The sequence below is a fragment of the Pseudomonas sp. S3_A09 genome (genome assembly GCF_054668065.1).
The window spans coordinates 4,856,666-4,873,352 of record NZ_CP162752.1; the positions used below are offsets into that span (position 1 = coordinate 4,856,666).

Annotated in this window: 15 protein-coding genes; 5 read left to right on the plus strand and 10 right to left on the minus strand. The window is 62.1% G+C overall.

The genetic code is table 11. The features are described from left to right. The first annotated feature begins 72 nt into the window (after nucleotides 1-72). On the plus strand, nucleotides 73-972 hold the full coding sequence (locus AB4N92_RS22875; RefSeq protein WP_042571503.1) for a glycine betaine ABC transporter substrate-binding protein: 900 nt from the start codon (nucleotides 73-75) through the stop codon (nucleotides 970-972). A gap of 6 nt (nucleotides 973-978) precedes the next feature. Here the strand turns inward: AB4N92_RS22875 and AB4N92_RS22880 are convergent, their stop codons facing one another. Beyond that, complete coding sequence (locus AB4N92_RS22880; protein ID WP_010211255.1) at nucleotides 979-1,896, minus strand: LysR family transcriptional regulator; 918 nt, start codon at nucleotides 1,894-1,896, stop codon at nucleotides 979-981. Nucleotides 1,897-2,032: 136 nt separating this feature from the next. Between AB4N92_RS22880 and AB4N92_RS22885 the strand changes: the two genes are divergently transcribed. After that, nucleotides 2,033-3,349: an MFS transporter gene (locus tag AB4N92_RS22885; RefSeq protein ID WP_154847300.1), complete on the plus strand. Its 1,317-nt coding sequence runs from the start codon at nucleotides 2,033-2,035 to the stop codon at nucleotides 3,347-3,349. 19 nt (nucleotides 3,350-3,368) lie between these two features. Continuing rightward, nucleotides 3,369-4,142 (plus strand): creatininase family protein, encoded by a 774-nt coding sequence (locus tag AB4N92_RS22890; RefSeq protein WP_010211253.1) that lies wholly within the window; start codon nucleotides 3,369-3,371, stop codon nucleotides 4,140-4,142. Here AB4N92_RS22890 and AB4N92_RS22895 read toward each other — a convergent pair. The 5 genes from AB4N92_RS22895 to AB4N92_RS22915 all read right to left on the minus strand — a co-directional run bounded on the left by AB4N92_RS22895 (nucleotide 4,131) and on the right by AB4N92_RS22915 (nucleotide 8,049). Continuing rightward, the gene (locus tag AB4N92_RS22895; RefSeq protein ID WP_010211252.1) at nucleotides 4,131-4,439 is read right to left on the minus strand and encodes a hypothetical protein; all 309 of its coding nucleotides are present in this window, start codon (nucleotides 4,437-4,439) and stop codon (nucleotides 4,131-4,133) included. The two genes, AB4N92_RS22890 and AB4N92_RS22895, sit on opposite strands and share 12 nt — an antisense overlap. A gap of 219 nt (nucleotides 4,440-4,658) precedes the next feature. Further along, nucleotides 4,659-5,720: an ATP-binding protein gene (locus AB4N92_RS22900; protein WP_021493360.1), complete on the minus strand. Its 1,062-nt coding sequence runs from the start codon at nucleotides 5,718-5,720 to the stop codon at nucleotides 4,659-4,661. Beyond that, nucleotides 5,717-6,466, minus strand: a complete 750-nt coding sequence (locus AB4N92_RS22905; protein ID WP_010211250.1) for a response regulator — start codon at nucleotides 6,464-6,466, stop codon at nucleotides 5,717-5,719. The genes AB4N92_RS22900 and AB4N92_RS22905 overlap by 4 nt, the downstream gene beginning before the upstream one ends. Before the next feature lie 64 nt (nucleotides 6,467-6,530). Beyond that, a complete protein-coding gene (gene flgG / locus AB4N92_RS22910; protein ID WP_042571506.1) occupies nucleotides 6,531-7,316 on the minus strand; it encodes a flagellar basal-body rod protein FlgG in 786 nt (261 codons plus the stop codon). A gap of 277 nt (nucleotides 7,317-7,593) precedes the next feature. Next, a complete protein-coding gene (locus tag AB4N92_RS22915) occupies nucleotides 7,594-8,049 on the minus strand; it encodes a GNAT family N-acetyltransferase (RefSeq protein WP_010211248.1) in 456 nt (151 codons plus the stop codon). A gap of 259 nt (nucleotides 8,050-8,308) precedes the next feature. On the opposite strand from AB4N92_RS22915, the gene gabP reads away from it, so the two are divergent. Both gabP and gbdR read left to right on the plus strand, forming a co-directional pair. Continuing rightward, nucleotides 8,309-9,718 carry a GABA permease gene (gene gabP, locus AB4N92_RS22920; protein ID WP_010211247.1) on the plus strand — a complete coding sequence of 470 codons (1,410 nt, stop codon included), beginning with the start codon at nucleotides 8,309-8,311 and terminating at the stop codon, nucleotides 9,716-9,718. Beyond that, complete coding sequence (gene gbdR / locus AB4N92_RS22925) at nucleotides 9,715-10,791, plus strand: choline metabolism transcriptional regulator GbdR (protein WP_010211246.1); 1,077 nt, start codon at nucleotides 9,715-9,717, stop codon at nucleotides 10,789-10,791. Before gabP ends, gbdR begins: the two co-directional genes overlap by 4 nt. Nucleotides 10,792-10,793: 2 nt before the next feature. Here gbdR and AB4N92_RS22930 read toward each other — a convergent pair whose 3' ends face one another. The 4 genes from AB4N92_RS22930 to AB4N92_RS22945 all read right to left on the minus strand — a co-directional run bounded on the left by AB4N92_RS22930 (nucleotide 10,794) and on the right by AB4N92_RS22945 (nucleotide 16,680). Next, nucleotides 10,794-12,137: a c-type cytochrome gene (locus AB4N92_RS22930; RefSeq protein WP_010211245.1), complete on the minus strand. Its 1,344-nt coding sequence runs from the start codon at nucleotides 12,135-12,137 to the stop codon at nucleotides 10,794-10,796. Nucleotides 12,138-12,153: 16 nt separating this feature from the next. Further along, entirely contained in the window at nucleotides 12,154-14,373 is a 2,220-nt protein-coding gene (locus AB4N92_RS22935; protein ID WP_236266790.1) for a xanthine dehydrogenase family protein molybdopterin-binding subunit, read from the minus strand. Next, nucleotides 14,373-14,828 carry a (2Fe-2S)-binding protein gene (locus tag AB4N92_RS22940; protein ID WP_010211243.1) on the minus strand — a complete coding sequence of 152 codons (456 nt, stop codon included), beginning with the start codon at nucleotides 14,826-14,828 and terminating at the stop codon, nucleotides 14,373-14,375. Before AB4N92_RS22940 ends, AB4N92_RS22935 begins: the two co-directional genes overlap by 1 nt. 151 nt (nucleotides 14,829-14,979) lie before the next feature. Beyond that, entirely contained in the window at nucleotides 14,980-16,680 is a 1,701-nt protein-coding gene (locus tag AB4N92_RS22945; RefSeq protein ID WP_236266789.1) for an AMP-binding protein, read from the minus strand. Nucleotides 16,681-16,687: the final 7 nt, after the last annotated feature.

The window sequence follows — 16,687 nt, forward strand, 5'->3', positions numbered from 1 at the left end:
TGCATGTACATTTTTATTGCGGGGCCCTGAACTCATCGCTAAGATCGGCCTCACCCCTTAGGAGGACGCCTGATGAATGCTCATGTGCACTATCGGAAAAAAGCCTGTGCCTACCTGCTCGGCCTTGCGCTGGGAGCCAGTGCGGCGGTGACCCAAGCAGAGGAAAAACCACCGGTCCGCATCGGTTGGGTGAACTGGTCCGACACGGAAATCACCGTCAAGCTCGCCAGTACGGCCTTGCAAGAGCATCTCAAGCAACCGGTCAAGTTGGTGATGGCCGACATCGGCATCCAGTTCCAGGCGCTGGCCAACGGCAACATCGACCTGATTCCGATGGTCTGGCTACCCAGTACCCACAAGGCGTTCTACGACAAGTACAAGGACCGGCTCGAAGACCTTGGCGTGCTGTATGAAGGGCGAATCGGCATGGCCGTGCCCACCTCGGTGCCGGTTGCAGAAGTCGCCAGCGTGGAGGACCTGAACAAGCCTGGGATCCGCGAGAAGTTCGACGGCAAGATCTTGACCTCCGAAGTCGGCAACGGCCAGTACACACTCACCGTCAAGGCGATCGAGGACTACAAGTTGACGGGCTACAAGTTGGTGGGGTCTTCGGAAAGCGGCATGCTCAACGAGATGGACCGCAATCTCAAGCGTGACAAGTGGTCATTGGTCAACGCCTGGAGCCCGCACTGGATGTTCTCCAAATGGTCGCTGCGCTACCTGGAGGATCCCAAGCAGATCTTCGGCGGCGCCGAACAGATCCACGCCATGGCCCGCAAAGGCTTCAGCCAGGAACACCCCGAGGTGGCGTACTTCTTTGCGCATTTCTCCCTCCCCCAGGCCGACCTCGAAGCGTTGATGATGCAGGCGCGGGAGAGCACGGCAGACAAGGCGGTGGCGGCGTATTACGCGGCGAACAAAGCGCGTTTTGAGGGGATGTTCAATCCAGAACTGGTTTCCCGCACCCGGTAAGCCTGCTTATGCCTGCGACTTGAACATCGGCAAACGCGCCAGCATCCAGTCCAACAGCTCCTGGGCGGGGGCTGCCAACGGGCGTGCGGCCTTCACCAGCAATTTGGCTTCCACCCCCAGCAGTAGGGGGTGATCGATCAGCACCGATGCCAGCTCGCCATTTTCGATCTCCCGAGAGGCCGCGAACTCCCCGGCCAGCGAGGCAAAGTCGCCACTGGCAACCAGACGCTTGAGCGCCGCCAGCGAATTGCTGACCAGGGTCGGGCGCACCTGGATCTTCTCGGCATACTCAAGCAGGGTGATGGCGTGCCCGATGCCGAAGGTGGTGGGGGTGAGGACCAGCGGGCATTCGAGCACGTCCTGCACACTGGCCATGCTGCCGCGCACAGCCAATGGGTGGTCGGGGCGCACCAGCAACATCACCGGCTGCAAGGAGGCAGCGCGAAACTCAATGTGCGGGTGCGTCGGCGGGTTGTACGCCAGGCCAATGTGCGCACGGTTTTCAGCGACTTCGTTGAGCACATCCACCACCGGCAGGATATCCAGCGTGACTTCCAGTTTGGGGTACTGCTTGCAGAAAGGCGCGAGCACGTTGTCCACCAGCACATCGACATACCCTTCACTGATCACCACGCGCACATGGCCTTGCTGCAAGCCCTTGATCGCCTGCAACTGGTCTTCGAGTTTCTCCTGCTGTGAACGATAACCGCGCCAGAATTCAAGCAAATGCGCGGCCGCCTCGGTCGGTTGTACGCCACGGGCCTGGCGCTCGAATAGCTTCGCGCCGAGTTCTTCTTCCAGCAGTTTGATCTGGCGGGTGATCACCGACGGCGAGGTGTTGATGCTGTCCGCCGCACCCCGGATAGAACCGTGCATCAGCACTTCATGAAAGTAGCGCAGGCGTTGTTGATTGATCTCTCGCATGAGGGTCACCGTCGTAAAGGTTGCGTTGCCTATAAAGCAACACTACGCGAACTTAGTTGCTCTTGCTGGCGATAATGGCGCGGCGCACCATGGATTGGCAAGCCCGCAGCACCCACAAGAATAATGGGAGACACGTATGCCAACCGCTCCGGCACCCGCAACCAACGAGGCCATTGCTGCCCTCTACCACAAACTCAATTGGCGGCTGTTGCCGCTGTTGTTCATCGGCTACGTCTTCGCTTATCTGGACCGCATCAATGTCGGCTTCGCCAAGCTGCAGATGCAAAGCGACCTGGGCTTGTCCGATGCGGCGTACGGCGCCGGTGCCGGGATTTTCTTCGTCGGCTACGTGCTGTTCGAATTGCCCAGCACCCTGATGCTGCCGCGCATCGGCGCGCGCAAAACCTTCAGCCGCATTCTGGTGCTGTGGGGCATCACCTCCGCCTGCATGCTGTTTGTGCGCGACGTGCCGACGTTTTATGCCATGCGCTTTTTGCTGGGTGTGTTCGAAGCCGGTTTTGCACCGGGCATGATCTATTACCTGTCCCGTTGGTACGGCCCGAGCCGCATGGCGCGGGCGATTGCCATCGTGTTTATCGCCGGGCCCATGGGCGGCATCCTGGGTGGCCCGATTTCAGCGTGGCTGATCACCACGTTTGCCGGCGTCGGCGGCCTGGCCGGGTGGCAATGGATGTTCCTGATCGAAGGCCTGCCCTGTGTGTTTCTCGGCGTGCTCATGTACGTCGTGCTGTGTGATCGGCCCGCAGACGCGCCGTGGCTGAATGCCGCCGAAAAGCAGTTGCTGGAAACCGAACTGGGCACTGCGAGCGCGCGCAGCCATTCATTTCGTGCCGTGTTGCGCGACCCCAAGCTATATGTCCTGGCATCGGCGTACTTCTGCATCATCTTTTCGATCTACGCCATGAGCTTCTGGCTGCCGGCCGTCATCAAAGCCCTGGGCGTCAACGACACCCAGCAGTTGGGTTGGTACGCCGCGTTGCCTTATGTCGGCGCGGCACTCGGTATGTATTGGATCGGACGGCGTTCGGACCGCCTCGGCGAGCGACGCCTGCACTGCGCCATCCCTGCTGCCACCGGCGCCGTCCTGCTGATCCTCTATCCCCTGGCAGGCGGCAACCTGCTGGTGTCGATGGCACTGCTGACCCTGTCGATCAGCATGATGTTCATGGCCTACACCGTGTTATGGGCGATGCCCTCCGAGCACATCAAGGGCGAAGCGGCCGCGGGCGGCATTGCCTTGATCAATACCATCGGACTGTCCGGTGGTTTCTGGGGCCCGGCCATGATCGGCTGGGCCAAAACCGCTACCGGCAGCCTCGACACGGGGCTCATCGCCGTGGGCTGTGTGTTCCTGTGCGCGGCCTTCGTGATCATCGCAACCAAACCGCGAACACGCACCGGGCAGACGGGCGATTACATCCGCAGTCATTGAAACCAACGAGGAAACCATCATGCTTTTATACCTGTCGACCTGGGCCGAGATCGGCCAGTTCCTTGAGCGCAGCCGCACCATCGTGATTCCGATCGGCTCCAACGAGCAGCACGGCCCCACCGGTTTGTTGGGCACCGATTGGATGTGCCCGGAGATCATTGCGTGCCAGGCGCAAAAAAGCGCCGATATCCTGATCGCGCCAACGTTCAACATAGGCATGGCCCAGCACCACATCGGCTTTCCCGGCACGATCTCGCTGCGACCCTCGACGTTTATTGCCGCCATCGGCGACTGGGTGCACTCGCTGGTCGCCCACGGCTTTGAAAAGATCCTGCTCCTCAATGGTCATGGCGGCAATGTCGCCTCCATTGAAGCCGCATTCTCCGAGTTGTACGCCGAGGCAAGTTTCGCCCGGCGCCCTGCGGGATTCGCGCTGAAGTTATGCAATTGGTGGGACCTTGAAGGTGTCGGTGAACTGGCCAAGGAACAGTTCCCCACCGGGCACGGCATTCATGCCACACCGTCGGAGATAGCGGTGACCCAATGGGCCTACCCGGAGGCGATCAAAACCGCTGACTACTCGCCTCAAATCGCGCCCTGGGGCCCGATCCGTGAAGCCTTTGATTTCCGTGCGCGCCATGTGGACGGGCGCATGGGTTCAGACCCGGCGCAGGCCAGCCCGGACAAGGGACGTGATCTGGTGATGATGGCTGCGCGAGGTTTGATACAGGAAGTCGAAGCGTTCAGTAGTGAGCCGATGCCAACGCCTTACGCGAGAGGCTCAGGCGTATGAAAACCTGTCACGGGCCGCTCTCAACGCGTCGCGAACGGCATCGGTGCGCAACTGCAGTGTCATTTGCGTCTCGTCGATCACGATTTCCGCGACGATCAACACGCAGATCAGCGGCGCGGTTACGAACCAGTGGCACCAGCACTGGGTCGCCAGCGACACGGAAACGCCGATGATCCACAGCGCCAGCACCCACTTTGGCGCGTGCTGTTGCAGCGGCACCCAGAACCGTTGCAGCCTTTTCAGGCGGGCCGTGTGCAGGCGCAGTGACTCTTCAAGGAGTGACAGGGAAGGGCTCATGTTCACACTCGTTAAGTTATCCGGGCACGACTGGGGAGGGACTTCCCCAGCCACGACAAGTTGATGCGGTCAACTTCTATCCAATGCCCGCTTTGAGGTGCTGCGATGCAGCTTTTGAACGCAATGCACATACATTCGGCGTCCAACAGGACAAAGCATCGATAGCGTTGAATGGGTCTGAACAGCCTGGAAAAGATGTGCATGACGGGCCGGGTTTACTCAAAGGTTCCAACTGAGTTCGAACAGCGTTCCGCCGTTTTCCATTTTTCGACACGTCACCGCGCCACCATGGGCAATGGCAATCGCGCGCACCACCGCCAGGCCCAGGCCACTGCCGCCCTGGGCGCGTGAGCGAGAGTTTTCGCCGCGCTGGAAGGCTTCGAACAGGTGCGTCGCAAAATCCTCATCAATGCCAGGGCCGTCGTCGCGTACCCTCAGGTAGTGAACGCCGTCGCGCGTGCTCAGGTGCACATTGACGTTGCCAGGTGTCGCGTGCCGACGCACGTTGTCCAGCAGGGCCAGCAAGGCCTGGCGAATCCGTGCAGGGTCGCAGCGCAGGGTGCGGCGTTGTAGGTCCAGTTGCAGGGTAAAACCAGCAGCGGCCAGGCTGGGTTCGAACAGCCGCACATCGTCCTCAACCCCTGCGGCGAGGTCGGCGTCTTGCACGTTGACTTCCAGGTAGCCGCTGTCCCCCAGACCGACCACGCGCAAATCCTCGATCATCCGTGCCAGCCCTTCGACCTGCCCAAGCAGGCTGTAGAATTGCGCCGTGTCCGGCTCGAACACCCCCTCGGCCAAGCCTTGCAGGCGACCGCGCAGGATGGTCAGTGGCGTGCGCAGTTCATGGGCAATGGCTGCATTCCAGAATGCTTGTTCCTGTGCCATACGTTTCAAGCGTTGGGCCATGCTGTTGAAGTCATTCACCAAAATAGCCGCCTCACCGATGGACTCGTCGCCGGCCACGGCTTGCACATCGAGATCGCCGTCCGCCAGCTTGCGCAGGTTCTCGGCCACCGAGTTCAATGGCATCAGGATGCGCCGCGACAACTTGGTGGCGACAAATGCGCCGACGGCCAGGCTGACGCAGGTGGTCAAGCCCATCCACGCCCATTCGGCATTGGCCGGCATCCACTCGTCGACCTGCTCGTCCGGAAGTGGCCAGTAGGTCCAAAGCAGGGCGTAGAACACATAGGAGCCGATCACTGCCAGGGCGACCACGCACAGCACCACGACCGACATGGACAAGATGATCTGGCGGCTCAAACCATTGAATAGTTTCACGCGCCACTCCCGAACCGATAACCCACCCCGCGAATGCTCGCCGGCACGCCTTGCAGCCCAAGGTCTTCGATCTTGCGGCGCAACTTGCTGATATGGCTGTCGACTGTACGTTCCAGGCTGTCGCTTTCCGGCGAGCACAGCGCCAACAATTCCGCGCGGCTGAACACGCGTTTCGGCGCTCGGGCCAACTGGGCCAGCAGTTTGAACTCGGTGACGGTCAGCAGCAGCGGCAGGGCGTTGCCCGAGATGTTCACCGTGACCTGATGGCTCTCGATATCGATCTCAAACCCATCCACCCGCAACACGCTGGCGCTGACACCGGATGTGTAGTTGACGGAGCGCCGCAGCACCGCCTGGGTGCGGGCCACCACCTCGGCCGGGTTGAACGGCTTGACGATGTAGTCATCGGCGCCGATACGCAAACCCATCAACTTGTCCATGTCCTGGTCCTGTGCGGTCAGCATGATCACCGGCGTGTTGCCGCGATGGCGCACTTCGGCCAGGACTTGCCAGCCATCGACATGGGGCATCAGCACATCCAGCAGCATCAGGTCTGGCTTGAGGCTCAGGTGCAGTTCCAGCGCGCGCCGGCCATCAAGGGCGTGGGCGGTACGGAAGCCGCTGCGCTTGAGATAGGCGATGAGGATATCCGCGATCTCGGGCTCGTCTTCGGCGATCAGCACCAAGGCCTGGTTCTCTCGGATGCTGTTGGGACGGGGTGTCGATGCAACGGGGTAATCGTTCATAGTCTGCTCGGTGAAGAGGCCTTGTCGTGATTGCCGCTCCATGGCCCACGCTGTCAGGTGTTGATCATAGCTTCTGGGTAAGGGCGCCCAACATCTGGTTGGCGGTGGAAATCACTTTGGAATTCATCTCGTAGGCCCGCTGCGTGGTGATCATATTGACCATCTCTTCAACCGTGCTCACGTTCGAAGTCTCCAGGGCGCGCTGCAACGTGGTGCCAAAGCCGTTGAGCCCCGGCGTACCGACTTGGGGCGCGCCACTGGACGCGGTTTCCAGGAACAGGTTGTTGCCGATTGCCTGCAAACCAGCCGGGTTGATGAAGTCGGCGGTCTGCAGGTTGCCGATCACTTGCGCCGCGGAGTTGCCGGCCAGAGTGATGGACACCGTGCCGTCCTGGCCGACGGTGAAGGTCTTGGCGTTGTCCGGCACCACAACGGCGGGCTCCAGGGCGAACCCGCTGGCGGTGACCACCTGGCCATTGGCATTCAGGTGGAAGGTGCCGTCACGAGTGTAGCCGGTGGTGCCGTCCGGCTGCAGCACTTGGAAGAACCCTCGGCCATTAACGGCCAGGTCCAGCGGTTGCCCGGTGGTCTGCAGGCTGCCGGCGCTGAAGTTCTTCTGGGTGCCGACGATCTGTACGCCGGTGCCCAGTTGCAGTCCTGACGGCAATGCACTGTCCTGCGTCGACTGCGCGCCCGGCTGGCGCTTGATCTGATACAGCAAGTCCTGGAACTCGGCACGGTCGCGTTTGAAACCGGTGGTCGAGACGTTCGCCAGGTTGTTGGAAATGGTCGTCAGCTGGGTGTCCTGGGCCGACAAGCCGGTTTTTGCGACGTACAGGGCTGGAATCATGGGGTTCTCCGTGTGACCCGTTCAAGGGGGCACTGTGATGAACCTGATTGTGCGCAACCAACGTGCGCATTCATGGGAGGTTTTGTGGAGGAATGATGGAGAGGGCAGTTTTTTTCCGGCCATGCGCATTTAAGCCAGGCTCGATCAAACTCGCAGTAGAGCGCGCGGTCTGCGGTGGCAACGTTGTCGCTGTTTTGGGAGGCGCCGGTGTGCACAAGGGGGGTGGAGTTTTACGGGAGGTTCGATGGAGGGGGCGTGGAGCCGATGGGAAACGCAATCACAGGGGTTGGATAAATTTCACATACACCTGCTCAGGGTCGTGGTCGTCCAGGTTGTCGATCTGCCCGCTCGGCACGAATCCAGCCTTGGCAAGCAGCGCCTGGGCTGCGGTGTTTGACGCATTGGTCGACGCAAACAGCTTGGGCGTCTTGCATGCCGCCTGTGCCGCGGCCAGCAATCGCAGCGCCACACCTCGACGCTGGTGCGCCGGCGACACGACGACCAGCGCCACAAAGCCGTGATCGAAAAAGTCATGGGTCAGCACCAGGTAACCGGCGCATCGGCCAGCGGTGTCGACGGCAACCAGGCATTGTTGGCGAATCACAGCATCGTGGATGAACACGCGACGATGGGTGTGAGCGGTTGCGTAGGTGTCCAGTTCGATCAGGGCACGCACGTCGTCGGGTGTGGCTTGGCGAATGGGATCTTTCGCGTGGTTGCTGTCGTTAGGCATTGGAAGCGTCCTGCCAGTGTTGGAGTGCTGCTTTGACAGAGCCTACTCCATGGGTTGCTGACCTGGAAACACCCTTCCTTTCCAACGTTGCCTTCTGGCTTTTGCGCAGCCTCATGTCGATATCAGACCAATCTATGCCGCTCCCAGGCTATTTTCGATGAAGTCAGGCCGCGTAAGGTGACCCATCATTAAGAAATGATGATCGCCTGACTCTTCAGTCAGTACGCCCTAACGTCGATCACCGAGAACAACAAAAACAATGAATAGCCTGAATTCCAACGATTCCAACGGCCAGTTGGCGCAAGGCTTCAAGCCGCGTCATGTGACCATGCTTTCCATCGCAGGCATTATCGGTGCGGGGTTGTTTGTCGGTTCCGGGCATGCGATTGCGGCGGCGGGGCCGGCGGTACTCCTGGCTTATCTGTTCTCCGGCACACTGGTGGTGCTGGTGATGCGCATGCTGGGGGAGATGGCGGTGGCCAATCCTGACACCGGGTCTTTCTCGACCTATGCCGACCAGGCCATCGGTCGCTGGGCCGGGTTCACCATCGGTTGGTTGTACTGGTGGTTCTGGGTGCTGGTGATCCCTATCGAGGCCCTGGCCGCCGGGCATATCCTCAACCAGTGGTTCCCGCAGATCGACGCTTGGCTGTTTGCCTTGTTGTCGATCTTTTTGTTGGTGGTCACCAATTTGTTCAGCGTGTCCAAATACGGCGAGTTCGAGTTCTGGTTCGCCATGGCCAAGGTCATTGCGATCATCGCTTTCATCGGCCTAGGCTTTGCGGTGCTGATGGGCTGGATTCCCGAGCGGGAGGTCAGCGGGTTGAGTCGGTTGATGGAGGAACACGGTGGGTTCGCGCCCAACGGGCTGTCGGCGGTGGTCGGGGCCTTCATCACCATCATGTTCAGTTTTATCGGCACGGAGGCGGTCACCATCGCGGCGGCCGAGTCCAGCAACCCCGCGCAGAACATCGCCCGGGCCACGCGCTCGGTGATGTGGCGCATCGGTGTCTTCTACCTGCTGTCGATCTTCGTGGTGATTTCCGTAGTGCCATGGAATGACCCGTTGCTGGCGTCGGTCGGGTCTTACCAGCGTGCACTGGAACTGATGAACATTCCCCACGCCAAGTTGCTGGTTGACGTGGTGGTGTTGATCGCCGTGGCCAGTTGCATGAATTCCTCCATCTACATTGCCTCGCGCATGCTGTTTTCCCTGGGCAAGCGTGGGGATGCACCCGCACTGATGAAGAAAACCTCGGCGGCCAGTGTGCCGCGGGCTGCGGTGATTGCCAGCACCATCCTGGGCGCGGGCGTAACCCTGTTCAGTTACTTCGCGCCGGCCGGGTTGTTCCAGTTCCTGCTGGCCAGTTCGGGTGCCATCGCCTTGCTGGTGTACCTGGTGATCGCCGTGTCCCAGTTGCGCATGCGCAAGATCCTGCGCCAGCGCAACGTCACGTTGACCTTCCAGATGTGGCTGTTTCCCTGGCTGACCTGGCTGGTCATCGCGTTCATCTGTGCCGCATTGACGGTGATGCTGGTAACGCCTGAACACCGATTTGAAGTGTCATCGACCATCGGCCTGGCCCTGGTGATTTCCCTGGTCGGTTTGCTGACTGCACGACAGCCGGAACGCACGCAAAAAACAGTGGGCGCAGCCTCACAGCTATGAGTGGCCGCCCTGTAAGCAGCATCGTGTTCCTGCTGCTGGACCAGTTCACCCTGATGTCACTGGCTTCGGCGGTCGAACCCTTGCGCATGGCCAACCAGCTGTCGGGCCAGGAGCTCTACAAGTGGCACACCGCGAGTTCGGACGGTAACCCCGTGTGGGCCAGTGACGGTGTGCCCATCACCCCAGAGGGTTCGATATTCAGCGTGCCGCCGGCCGACATTGTGATTGTCTGTGGTGGCATTGGCATCCAGGGCACTGTGACCGGCGAACTGGTCAAGTGGTTGCGCGGCCAGGCGCGTTACGCCAAGCGACTGGGCGGTATCTGCACCGGTAGCTTTGTGTTGGCACGGGCCGGCTTGCTGGATGGCTATGAATGCAGTGTGCATTGGGAATGGTTGGCGGCCATGCAGGAGGCCTTTCCACGGGTCACCGTCAGCTCCAGTCTGTTCAGCCTTGACCGTGACCGTCTCACCAGCTCGGGCGGCACGGCGCCCTTGGACATGATGCTGCACCTGATTGGTCGTGATCACGGGCACGAGCTGTCAGCGGCCATCTCCGACATGTTTGTGTACGAACGGATTCGTAACGAGCAGGACCATCAGCGCGTGCCCCTCAAGCACATGCTCGGCACCCAGCAGCCCAAGTTGCAGGAAATCGTGGCGTTGATGGAGGCCAACCTGGAGGAGCCGATCAACCTGGATGAGCTGGCCGCGTATGTCGCGTTGTCCCGTCGCCAGCTTGAGCGCATGTTCCAGAAATACCTGCACTGTTCGCCTTCGCGCTATTACCTGCGGCTGCGGCTGATCCGTGCGCGGCAGTTGCTCAAGCAGACGCCCATTTCCATCGTGGAGTTGGCGGTGCTTTGCGGCTTTGTGTCCACGCCGCATTTCTCCAAGTGCTACCGCGAGTACTTCGGCGTGCCGCCCAGTGACGAACGCTCGATCACCGACAGCGAGCGAGCCATCGTGATCAAGCCGGTGATGCACGCGTTGCCTACCCCCGTGCCCATGAATGTAATGGAGCAGGCGCGGGGCGAGGCAACGTTTGCCAGTGTGAAAAACCTGAAGTCCTGAACTCAGCGCATGTGCAGGATGATCGGGCTGCTGCTCGCCGGGTCGGTGTGCCCGCGCAGCTTGCCCACCGCGTTGGCGTCAACCGCGCCCCCGTTGTTGCCCCAGGTGCTACGCACGTAGCTCAACACCTCGGCGATTTCCGTGTCGGACAGTTGCTCACGGAACGCCGGCATGCGGTAGGCATCCGGCACGCCAGACGCCACCACGCGTTGCGAGCCGTTGAGGGTGATGTTGATCGCCGAGGCGCTTTCCTTCGCCAGCGCCGAGGTGGCCCCGGCGAGGGGGGGCATCCACTCGGGCTGGCCCTTGCCGTCGAGGCCATGGCAGGAGGCGCAGCGGGTTGCGTAAGTGTGGGCGCCGGGGGCGTCTTGCACCGCTGCCACCGCCTGATACTGCCAGGGGGCGCCGTCGCGCTGCGGGTCGCCGGGCAATGACTTGAGATAGCGGGCGATGGCCGCCAGGTCGTCGTCCTGCATGAACTGCGTGGAGTTGTTGAAGGCTTCGGTCATCGAGCCGTAGACCACTGCATGGGCGTTGCGCCCGGTCTTGAGGAACTGCACGATCTGCGGTTCGCTCCAACGGCCCAGCCCTGTGTTGGGGTCCTGGCGCAGGCTGGGTGCGTACCAGCCATCGAGCAGGGCGCCGGCGAGGAACGGCGCGCCGGCTTCGTCCAGGGCTTTTTCGTTGAAGGCCAGGCCGCGTGGCGTGTGGCAACTGCCGCAGTGGCCGGGGCCCTGGACGATGTAGGCGCCGCGGTTCCACAGGGCGTCCTGGTCGGGCTTGGCGGCGTAAGTCGCAGTGGGGGCGAACACGCCATTCCACAGCGCGATGGGCCAGCGCATATTCAGCGGCCAGGGAATATCACTGGGGATATTCGGCTGGTTGGCCGGTTTTATGCCCTGCATGAAAAACGCGTACAGCGCTTTTATGTCGTCATCGCTGAGTTTCACGTAGGACGGGTAGGGCATGGCCGGATACAGCCGGCGGCCGCCCGGTGCTACGCCATGGCGCACCGCACGGTCGAAGTCGGCCAGGCTGTAGGTGCCGATACCCGTGGATTTGTCCGGCGTGATGTTGGTGGCGTGGATCGCCCCCAACGGCGTGGCCATTTCCAGGCCCCCGGCGAACGGTGCCTTGCCCGCCAGACTGTGGCAGGCCACGCAGTCGCTGAGACGGGCAACATACTCGCCACGGCTGACCAGGGCGGGTTCGAAGGTGGCGCCCGCCTGTTCCTGTTCGAACGGCGTAGCCGGTTCACGGGTGACGTACCAGGCCAGCAGGCCTGCGGCGACCAGGCAGGGCAGCGCCAGCCAGCCTGCGGTTCTTGCGAATCGACGGTTGTTCATGGGCGTTTCCTGAAGGTCAGCTGAAAGTGTGTCGGCTCAAGGGCAGGCTGCGCACGCGCTGGCCTGTCAACTGTGCCACCGCATTGGCCACGGCCGGTGCCACGGCTGGCAATGGAGGCTCGCCGATACCGCCCATTTTTTCGCCACTCTCGACCACCCGCACATGCACCCGCGCCATCTGCGCAGGCGCCAGGATCGGGTAAAGGTCGTAGTTGCGCGCCCGGGGCTTGCCGTCCACGTAGACCGCTTCTTCCAATAAGGTCTGGGACAAGCCCAACGCCACGGCGCCGTTGACCTGTGCCTCGACAATCGCCGGGTTGACGATGCTGCCGGGGTCGATGGCCTGCCAGATATCGTGCACCTTGACCTTGCCATTCTCGATCGACACTTCCGCGATCGCCGCAGTGTGGGAACCGAACGGCGAAGCCATTGCCACGCCGCGTGCGCGCCGGGTGCCGTCCTCGGCGGTAAAGGGGCCGCGCTTCCAGCCACCGGAGAGTTCACCCGCCGCTTGCAGCAACGTGGTCAGCCGTGGGTTGTCGCGCAGCAGGTGCAGGCGCAGCTCATAGGGATCATGCCCCCCCTTGTCCGCCAGTTCGTCGAGGAACGACTCGTAGAAAAAGTCGTTGAGCGAATTGCCCACCGAGCGCCAGTAACCGAGCATCGGTGCGCCTTTGACGTAGATCTGCGCGATGCGTTTGTTGGGGATCGCGTAGGACTTGCCCGACAACCCTTCAACGGCCGTGGGGTCGATCTTATCGCCCTGTTTGCCGGCGAGTGCCTCGGTCGGGCCTTCGGTTGCACTGACCGCTTCGATGGCCACCGGTAGACCTTTGTCATCCAGCGCGGCACGGAACTTGACCACCGCCAGTGGGCGCAGTACATCGCGCAGGAACTCTTCCTCACGGCTCCAGATCAGCTTGATCGGACGGCCCACCGCCTTGGCCAGTGCAATGGCCTGCGGATAAGGGTTAGCCGAGTCATACAGGAAGTGCCGGCCGAAAAAACCACCGAGTAGCGGCGAGTGCAGGGTGATTTGCGCAGGGTCTAGGCCGGTGCGTTTGGCAATGTCGGCGCGGAACATGTCCGGCGCCTGGTTGGGCAGCCAGATTTCCAGCGTGCCATCGGGGTTGAAGCGCGCCAGGGCCGACGGCGGCTCCAGCTGGGCGTGGTTGAGGTATTGGTTGTGGTAGGTCGCCTCGACCTGGGTCTTGGCGCCTTTCAACGCACCGGCCACGTCACCTTCGTTCTCGTCGTCGCGGGTCGGGCCCTGTTGGGCCGCTAGGAACTCACGGTGCTTGTCGCTGGAAAAATCCGCCGGCATGACGCGCAGTGCCGAGTCGGCAGCCGCCTCCTGCCAGTCGACCTGGATCGCTTCTACCGCACGCTTGGCATGCCACCAGCGTTCAGCCACCACGGCCACTGCGCCGGGCAGCACGTGCACCGAATGCACGCCTTTCATGTCTTCGACCTGCGACTGGTTGCGCAGGCTGCCCACGGTCATGCCCAGGCGTGGCGCATGCTGGACGGCTGCGTGAAGCATGTTGTCGACTTTCAGGTCGATGCTGTAGAGCGCCTTGCCAGTGGATTTGTCGTAGGCGTCCAGGCGCTTGACCGGTTTGCCGATCCAGCGGAATTGGCTCGGGTCGCGCAGGGTGATGCTGGCGGGATCGGGCACTGGCATGTCGAGGGCGCTACTGGCCAGTTCGCCATAACCCAGCGAACGACCGGAAGCCGCGTGCACCACGCGGCCAGGCTGGGTAGTCAGTTCGCCAACCGGTACGCCCCATTGTTTGGCGCCCGCCTGCAGCAGCATCGCACGGGCCAGGGCGCCGAGGCGGCGCATGGTCGGGTAGCTCATGCGCACCGACATGCTGCCGCCGGTGATGCGCAGGCCGTTTTCCATCACCACATAGGCTTCGCCGGGCGGGGCGGCTTCGACGATGAACGTCGCGGGGTCGGCATCCAGTTCTTCACCGACAATCTGCGCCATGGCGGTGTGCGTGCCTTGCCCGCCTTCCATGAAGGGGCTGAGCAGGCGCACGGTGCCGTCCGGACGAATCTCCAGGAACGCCGGCACCTGGGTGCCGCGTTCAGCCGCGGTGGCGGCTTGCACCCGGCCCGCGCCCAGTGGCAGGCCAAAACCAATCACCAGCGCACCCACGGCCGTACTCGCCAGAAAGCGGCGGCGCGAAAGGTTTACCGGCGCGTCGAGCAGTTCGTTGATGAGGTTCATCAGACGCCCCCCTGCTTGGCCAGGTCGTCGACAGCCGCATGGATGGCGTTATACGTGCCGCAACGGCACAAGTTGATCATCGCCGCGTCGATCTGCGCCTTGCTGGGCGCCGGCGTGTGCTTGAGCAGCGCAGTGGCCGCCATCACTTGCCCGGACTGGCAGTAGCCGCATTGCGCCACCTGATGCTCGACCCAGGTCGCGACCACACGCTTGCCCACTTCATCGGTTTCAATCGCTTCGATGGTGGTGATTTCTCGTCCGACCACCCCGGCCACCGGGGTGACGCAGGAGCGCACCACGTTGCCATCCACCAGTACCGAACACGCGCCGCACTGGGCCAGGCCACAGCCATACTTGGTGCCAGTCAGGCCCAGGTCATCGCGGATCACCCACAGCAATGGCGTGTCCGCGTCGGCATCGACCTGATAGGCCTTTTGGTTGATTCGTAATTCCATGGCTCACCTGCTGATCGACGGTAGGTGCGGCCTGTTTTAGTCATGAACGCAGTGGCCGCTTATTGTCGAACTCTAGACCAGCGCGCAAGGGCTATCTATCCATTAGTCGATAAGTCGGAGGATCAGGCAAGTATTCAACAGGATTGTGCGACTACGATTCAGCGGTTGGGCGCACGAAGTCTTCCTCGAAGTGCTCATGCTCACCCCGCGTATCACCCTGGCGCCGCAGCACCTCCATTTGCCGCAGTTCCACCCGCCGAATCTTCCCGGATATGGTCTTGGGCAGCTCGGTGACGAACTCGATGCGTCGCACCCGCTTGTACGGCGCCAAATGCTCACGGGCGAAGGCCAGAATATGTTGGGCCAACGCCGCGCTGCCGGGTTCGTCATGGGCCAGGATCAGGAATGCCTTGGGCACCGCCAGGCGCAACGGGTCGGGGCTCGGCACCACGGCGACTTCCATGACGGCCGGGTGTTCGATCAAGGCGCTTTCCAGTTCGAATGGGCTGATGCGGTAGTCGGAGGCCTTGAACACATCGTCGGCGCGACCGACGAAGGTGATGTAGCCGTCGGCGTCGATCTGCGCGGTGTCGCCGGTGCGGTAGTAGCCGTCACGCATGACCTCGGCGGTTTTCTCCGGGCTGTCCTCGTAGCAGAGCATCAGGCCGAGCGGGCGCACGTCCAGGGGCAGGGCGACTTCGCCTTCGTTGCCGGGAATGCCATCCGGGTCGAGCAGGGCCACCTGGTAGCCCGGCAACGGGCGCCCCATGGAACCGGGCTTGAGCAACTGGCCGGGCGTGTTGCCTACCAGGGCAGTGGTTTCCGATTGGCCGAAACCATCACGTAACGGCAAGCCCCAGGCCTGTTGGATCTGCTCGATGATTTCCGGGTTCAGCGGCTCACCCGCGCCCACCAGCTCGCGCAGGCTCAGGCGCGGTCTGTAGCTGGCCAGGTCTTCCTGGATCAGCATGCGCCACACCGTCGGCGGCGCGCACAGGCTGGTTACGCCGTAGCGTTCCAAGGCACTGAGCAAGGCCGGCGCGCTGAATCGCGCGACGTTATGGATAAAGATGCACGCACCGGCATTCCACGGTGCGAACAGGCAACTCCAGGCATGCTTGGCCCAGCCTGGCGATGAGATATTCAGGTGCAGGTCGCCCGGTTGCAGGCCGATCCAGTACATGGTCGACAAGTGCCCGACCGGATAGCTCTGGTGGCTGTGCAGCACCATTTTCGGCTTGGAGGTGGTGCCGGAAGTGAAGTACAGCAGCATTGGGTCGGTGGCCAGGGTGCGGCCTTGCGCCTCAAACTGTTCGGGGTATTCAAAAGCCGCGTTGTGCGCGACCCAGCCGGCAGGCGCCGAACCCACGCAGATACGGCTGCAACCCTGAGCCAGGCCGGCGAACTTGTGCACATGCGCTTCGCCGACCACCACGTGACGAACCTGGCCGCGTTCGATACGGTCGCGCAGGTCATCGGGGTTCAGCAACGCCGTGGCGGGAATGACCACGGCGCCGAGCTTGAATGCAGCCAGCATGGTGTCCCACAGCGCGACATCGTTGCCGAGCATCAGCAGCACACGATCACCCCGGTTTACACCGAGGGCGCGTAGGTGGTTGGCCACCTGATTGGAGCGCGCAGCCAGTTGCTGGAAACTGTAACGCTGCTCGCTGCCGTCCTCCTCGACGATCCACAGCGCATCGGCCGGATTGCCTTCGGCCATCGCATCGAAATAGTCCAGGGCCCAGTTGAATTTGCCCAGTTGCGGCCAACGGAAATCCCGTACGGCGGTGGCGTAATCGGTGCGGTGAGCGAGCAGAAAATCCCGAGCGGCCAGGAAGGGCTGGGTCATGGTGGCT

Excerpts from the sequence above, each read along its gene's own strand:
- AB4N92_RS22875 (WP_042571503.1), top strand. The coding sequence starts at position 73 with ATGAATGCTCATGTGCACTATCGGAAAAAAGCCTGTGCCTACCTGCTC.
- flgG (WP_042571506.1), bottom strand. The coding sequence starts at position 7,316 with ATGATTCCAGCCCTGTACGTCGCAAAAACCGGCTTGTCGGCCCAGGAC.
- AB4N92_RS22915 (WP_010211248.1), bottom strand. The coding sequence starts at position 8,049 with ATGCCTAACGACAGCAACCACGCGAAAGATCCCATTCGCCAAGCCACA.
- AB4N92_RS22905 (WP_010211250.1), bottom strand. The coding sequence starts at position 6,466 with ATGAACGATTACCCCGTTGCATCGACACCCCGTCCCAACAGCATCCGA.
- gabP (WP_010211247.1), top strand. The coding sequence starts at position 8,309 with ATGAATAGCCTGAATTCCAACGATTCCAACGGCCAGTTGGCGCAAGGC.
- AB4N92_RS22935 (WP_236266790.1), bottom strand. The coding sequence starts at position 14,373 with ATGAACCTCATCAACGAACTGCTCGACGCGCCGGTAAACCTTTCGCGC.
- gbdR (WP_010211246.1), top strand. The coding sequence starts at position 9,715 with ATGAGTGGCCGCCCTGTAAGCAGCATCGTGTTCCTGCTGCTGGACCAG.
- AB4N92_RS22930 (WP_010211245.1), bottom strand. The coding sequence starts at position 12,137 with ATGAACAACCGTCGATTCGCAAGAACCGCAGGCTGGCTGGCGCTGCCC.
- AB4N92_RS22940 (WP_010211243.1), bottom strand. The coding sequence starts at position 14,828 with ATGGAATTACGAATCAACCAAAAGGCCTATCAGGTCGATGCCGACGCG.
- AB4N92_RS22890 (WP_010211253.1), top strand. The coding sequence starts at position 3,369 with ATGCTTTTATACCTGTCGACCTGGGCCGAGATCGGCCAGTTCCTTGAG.
- AB4N92_RS22895 (WP_010211252.1), bottom strand. The coding sequence starts at position 4,439 with ATGAGCCCTTCCCTGTCACTCCTTGAAGAGTCACTGCGCCTGCACACG.
- AB4N92_RS22945 (WP_236266789.1), bottom strand. The coding sequence starts at position 16,680 with ATGACCCAGCCCTTCCTGGCCGCTCGGGATTTTCTGCTCGCTCACCGC.
- AB4N92_RS22885 (WP_154847300.1), top strand. The coding sequence starts at position 2,033 with ATGCCAACCGCTCCGGCACCCGCAACCAACGAGGCCATTGCTGCCCTC.
- AB4N92_RS22880 (WP_010211255.1), bottom strand. The coding sequence starts at position 1,896 with ATGCGAGAGATCAATCAACAACGCCTGCGCTACTTTCATGAAGTGCTG.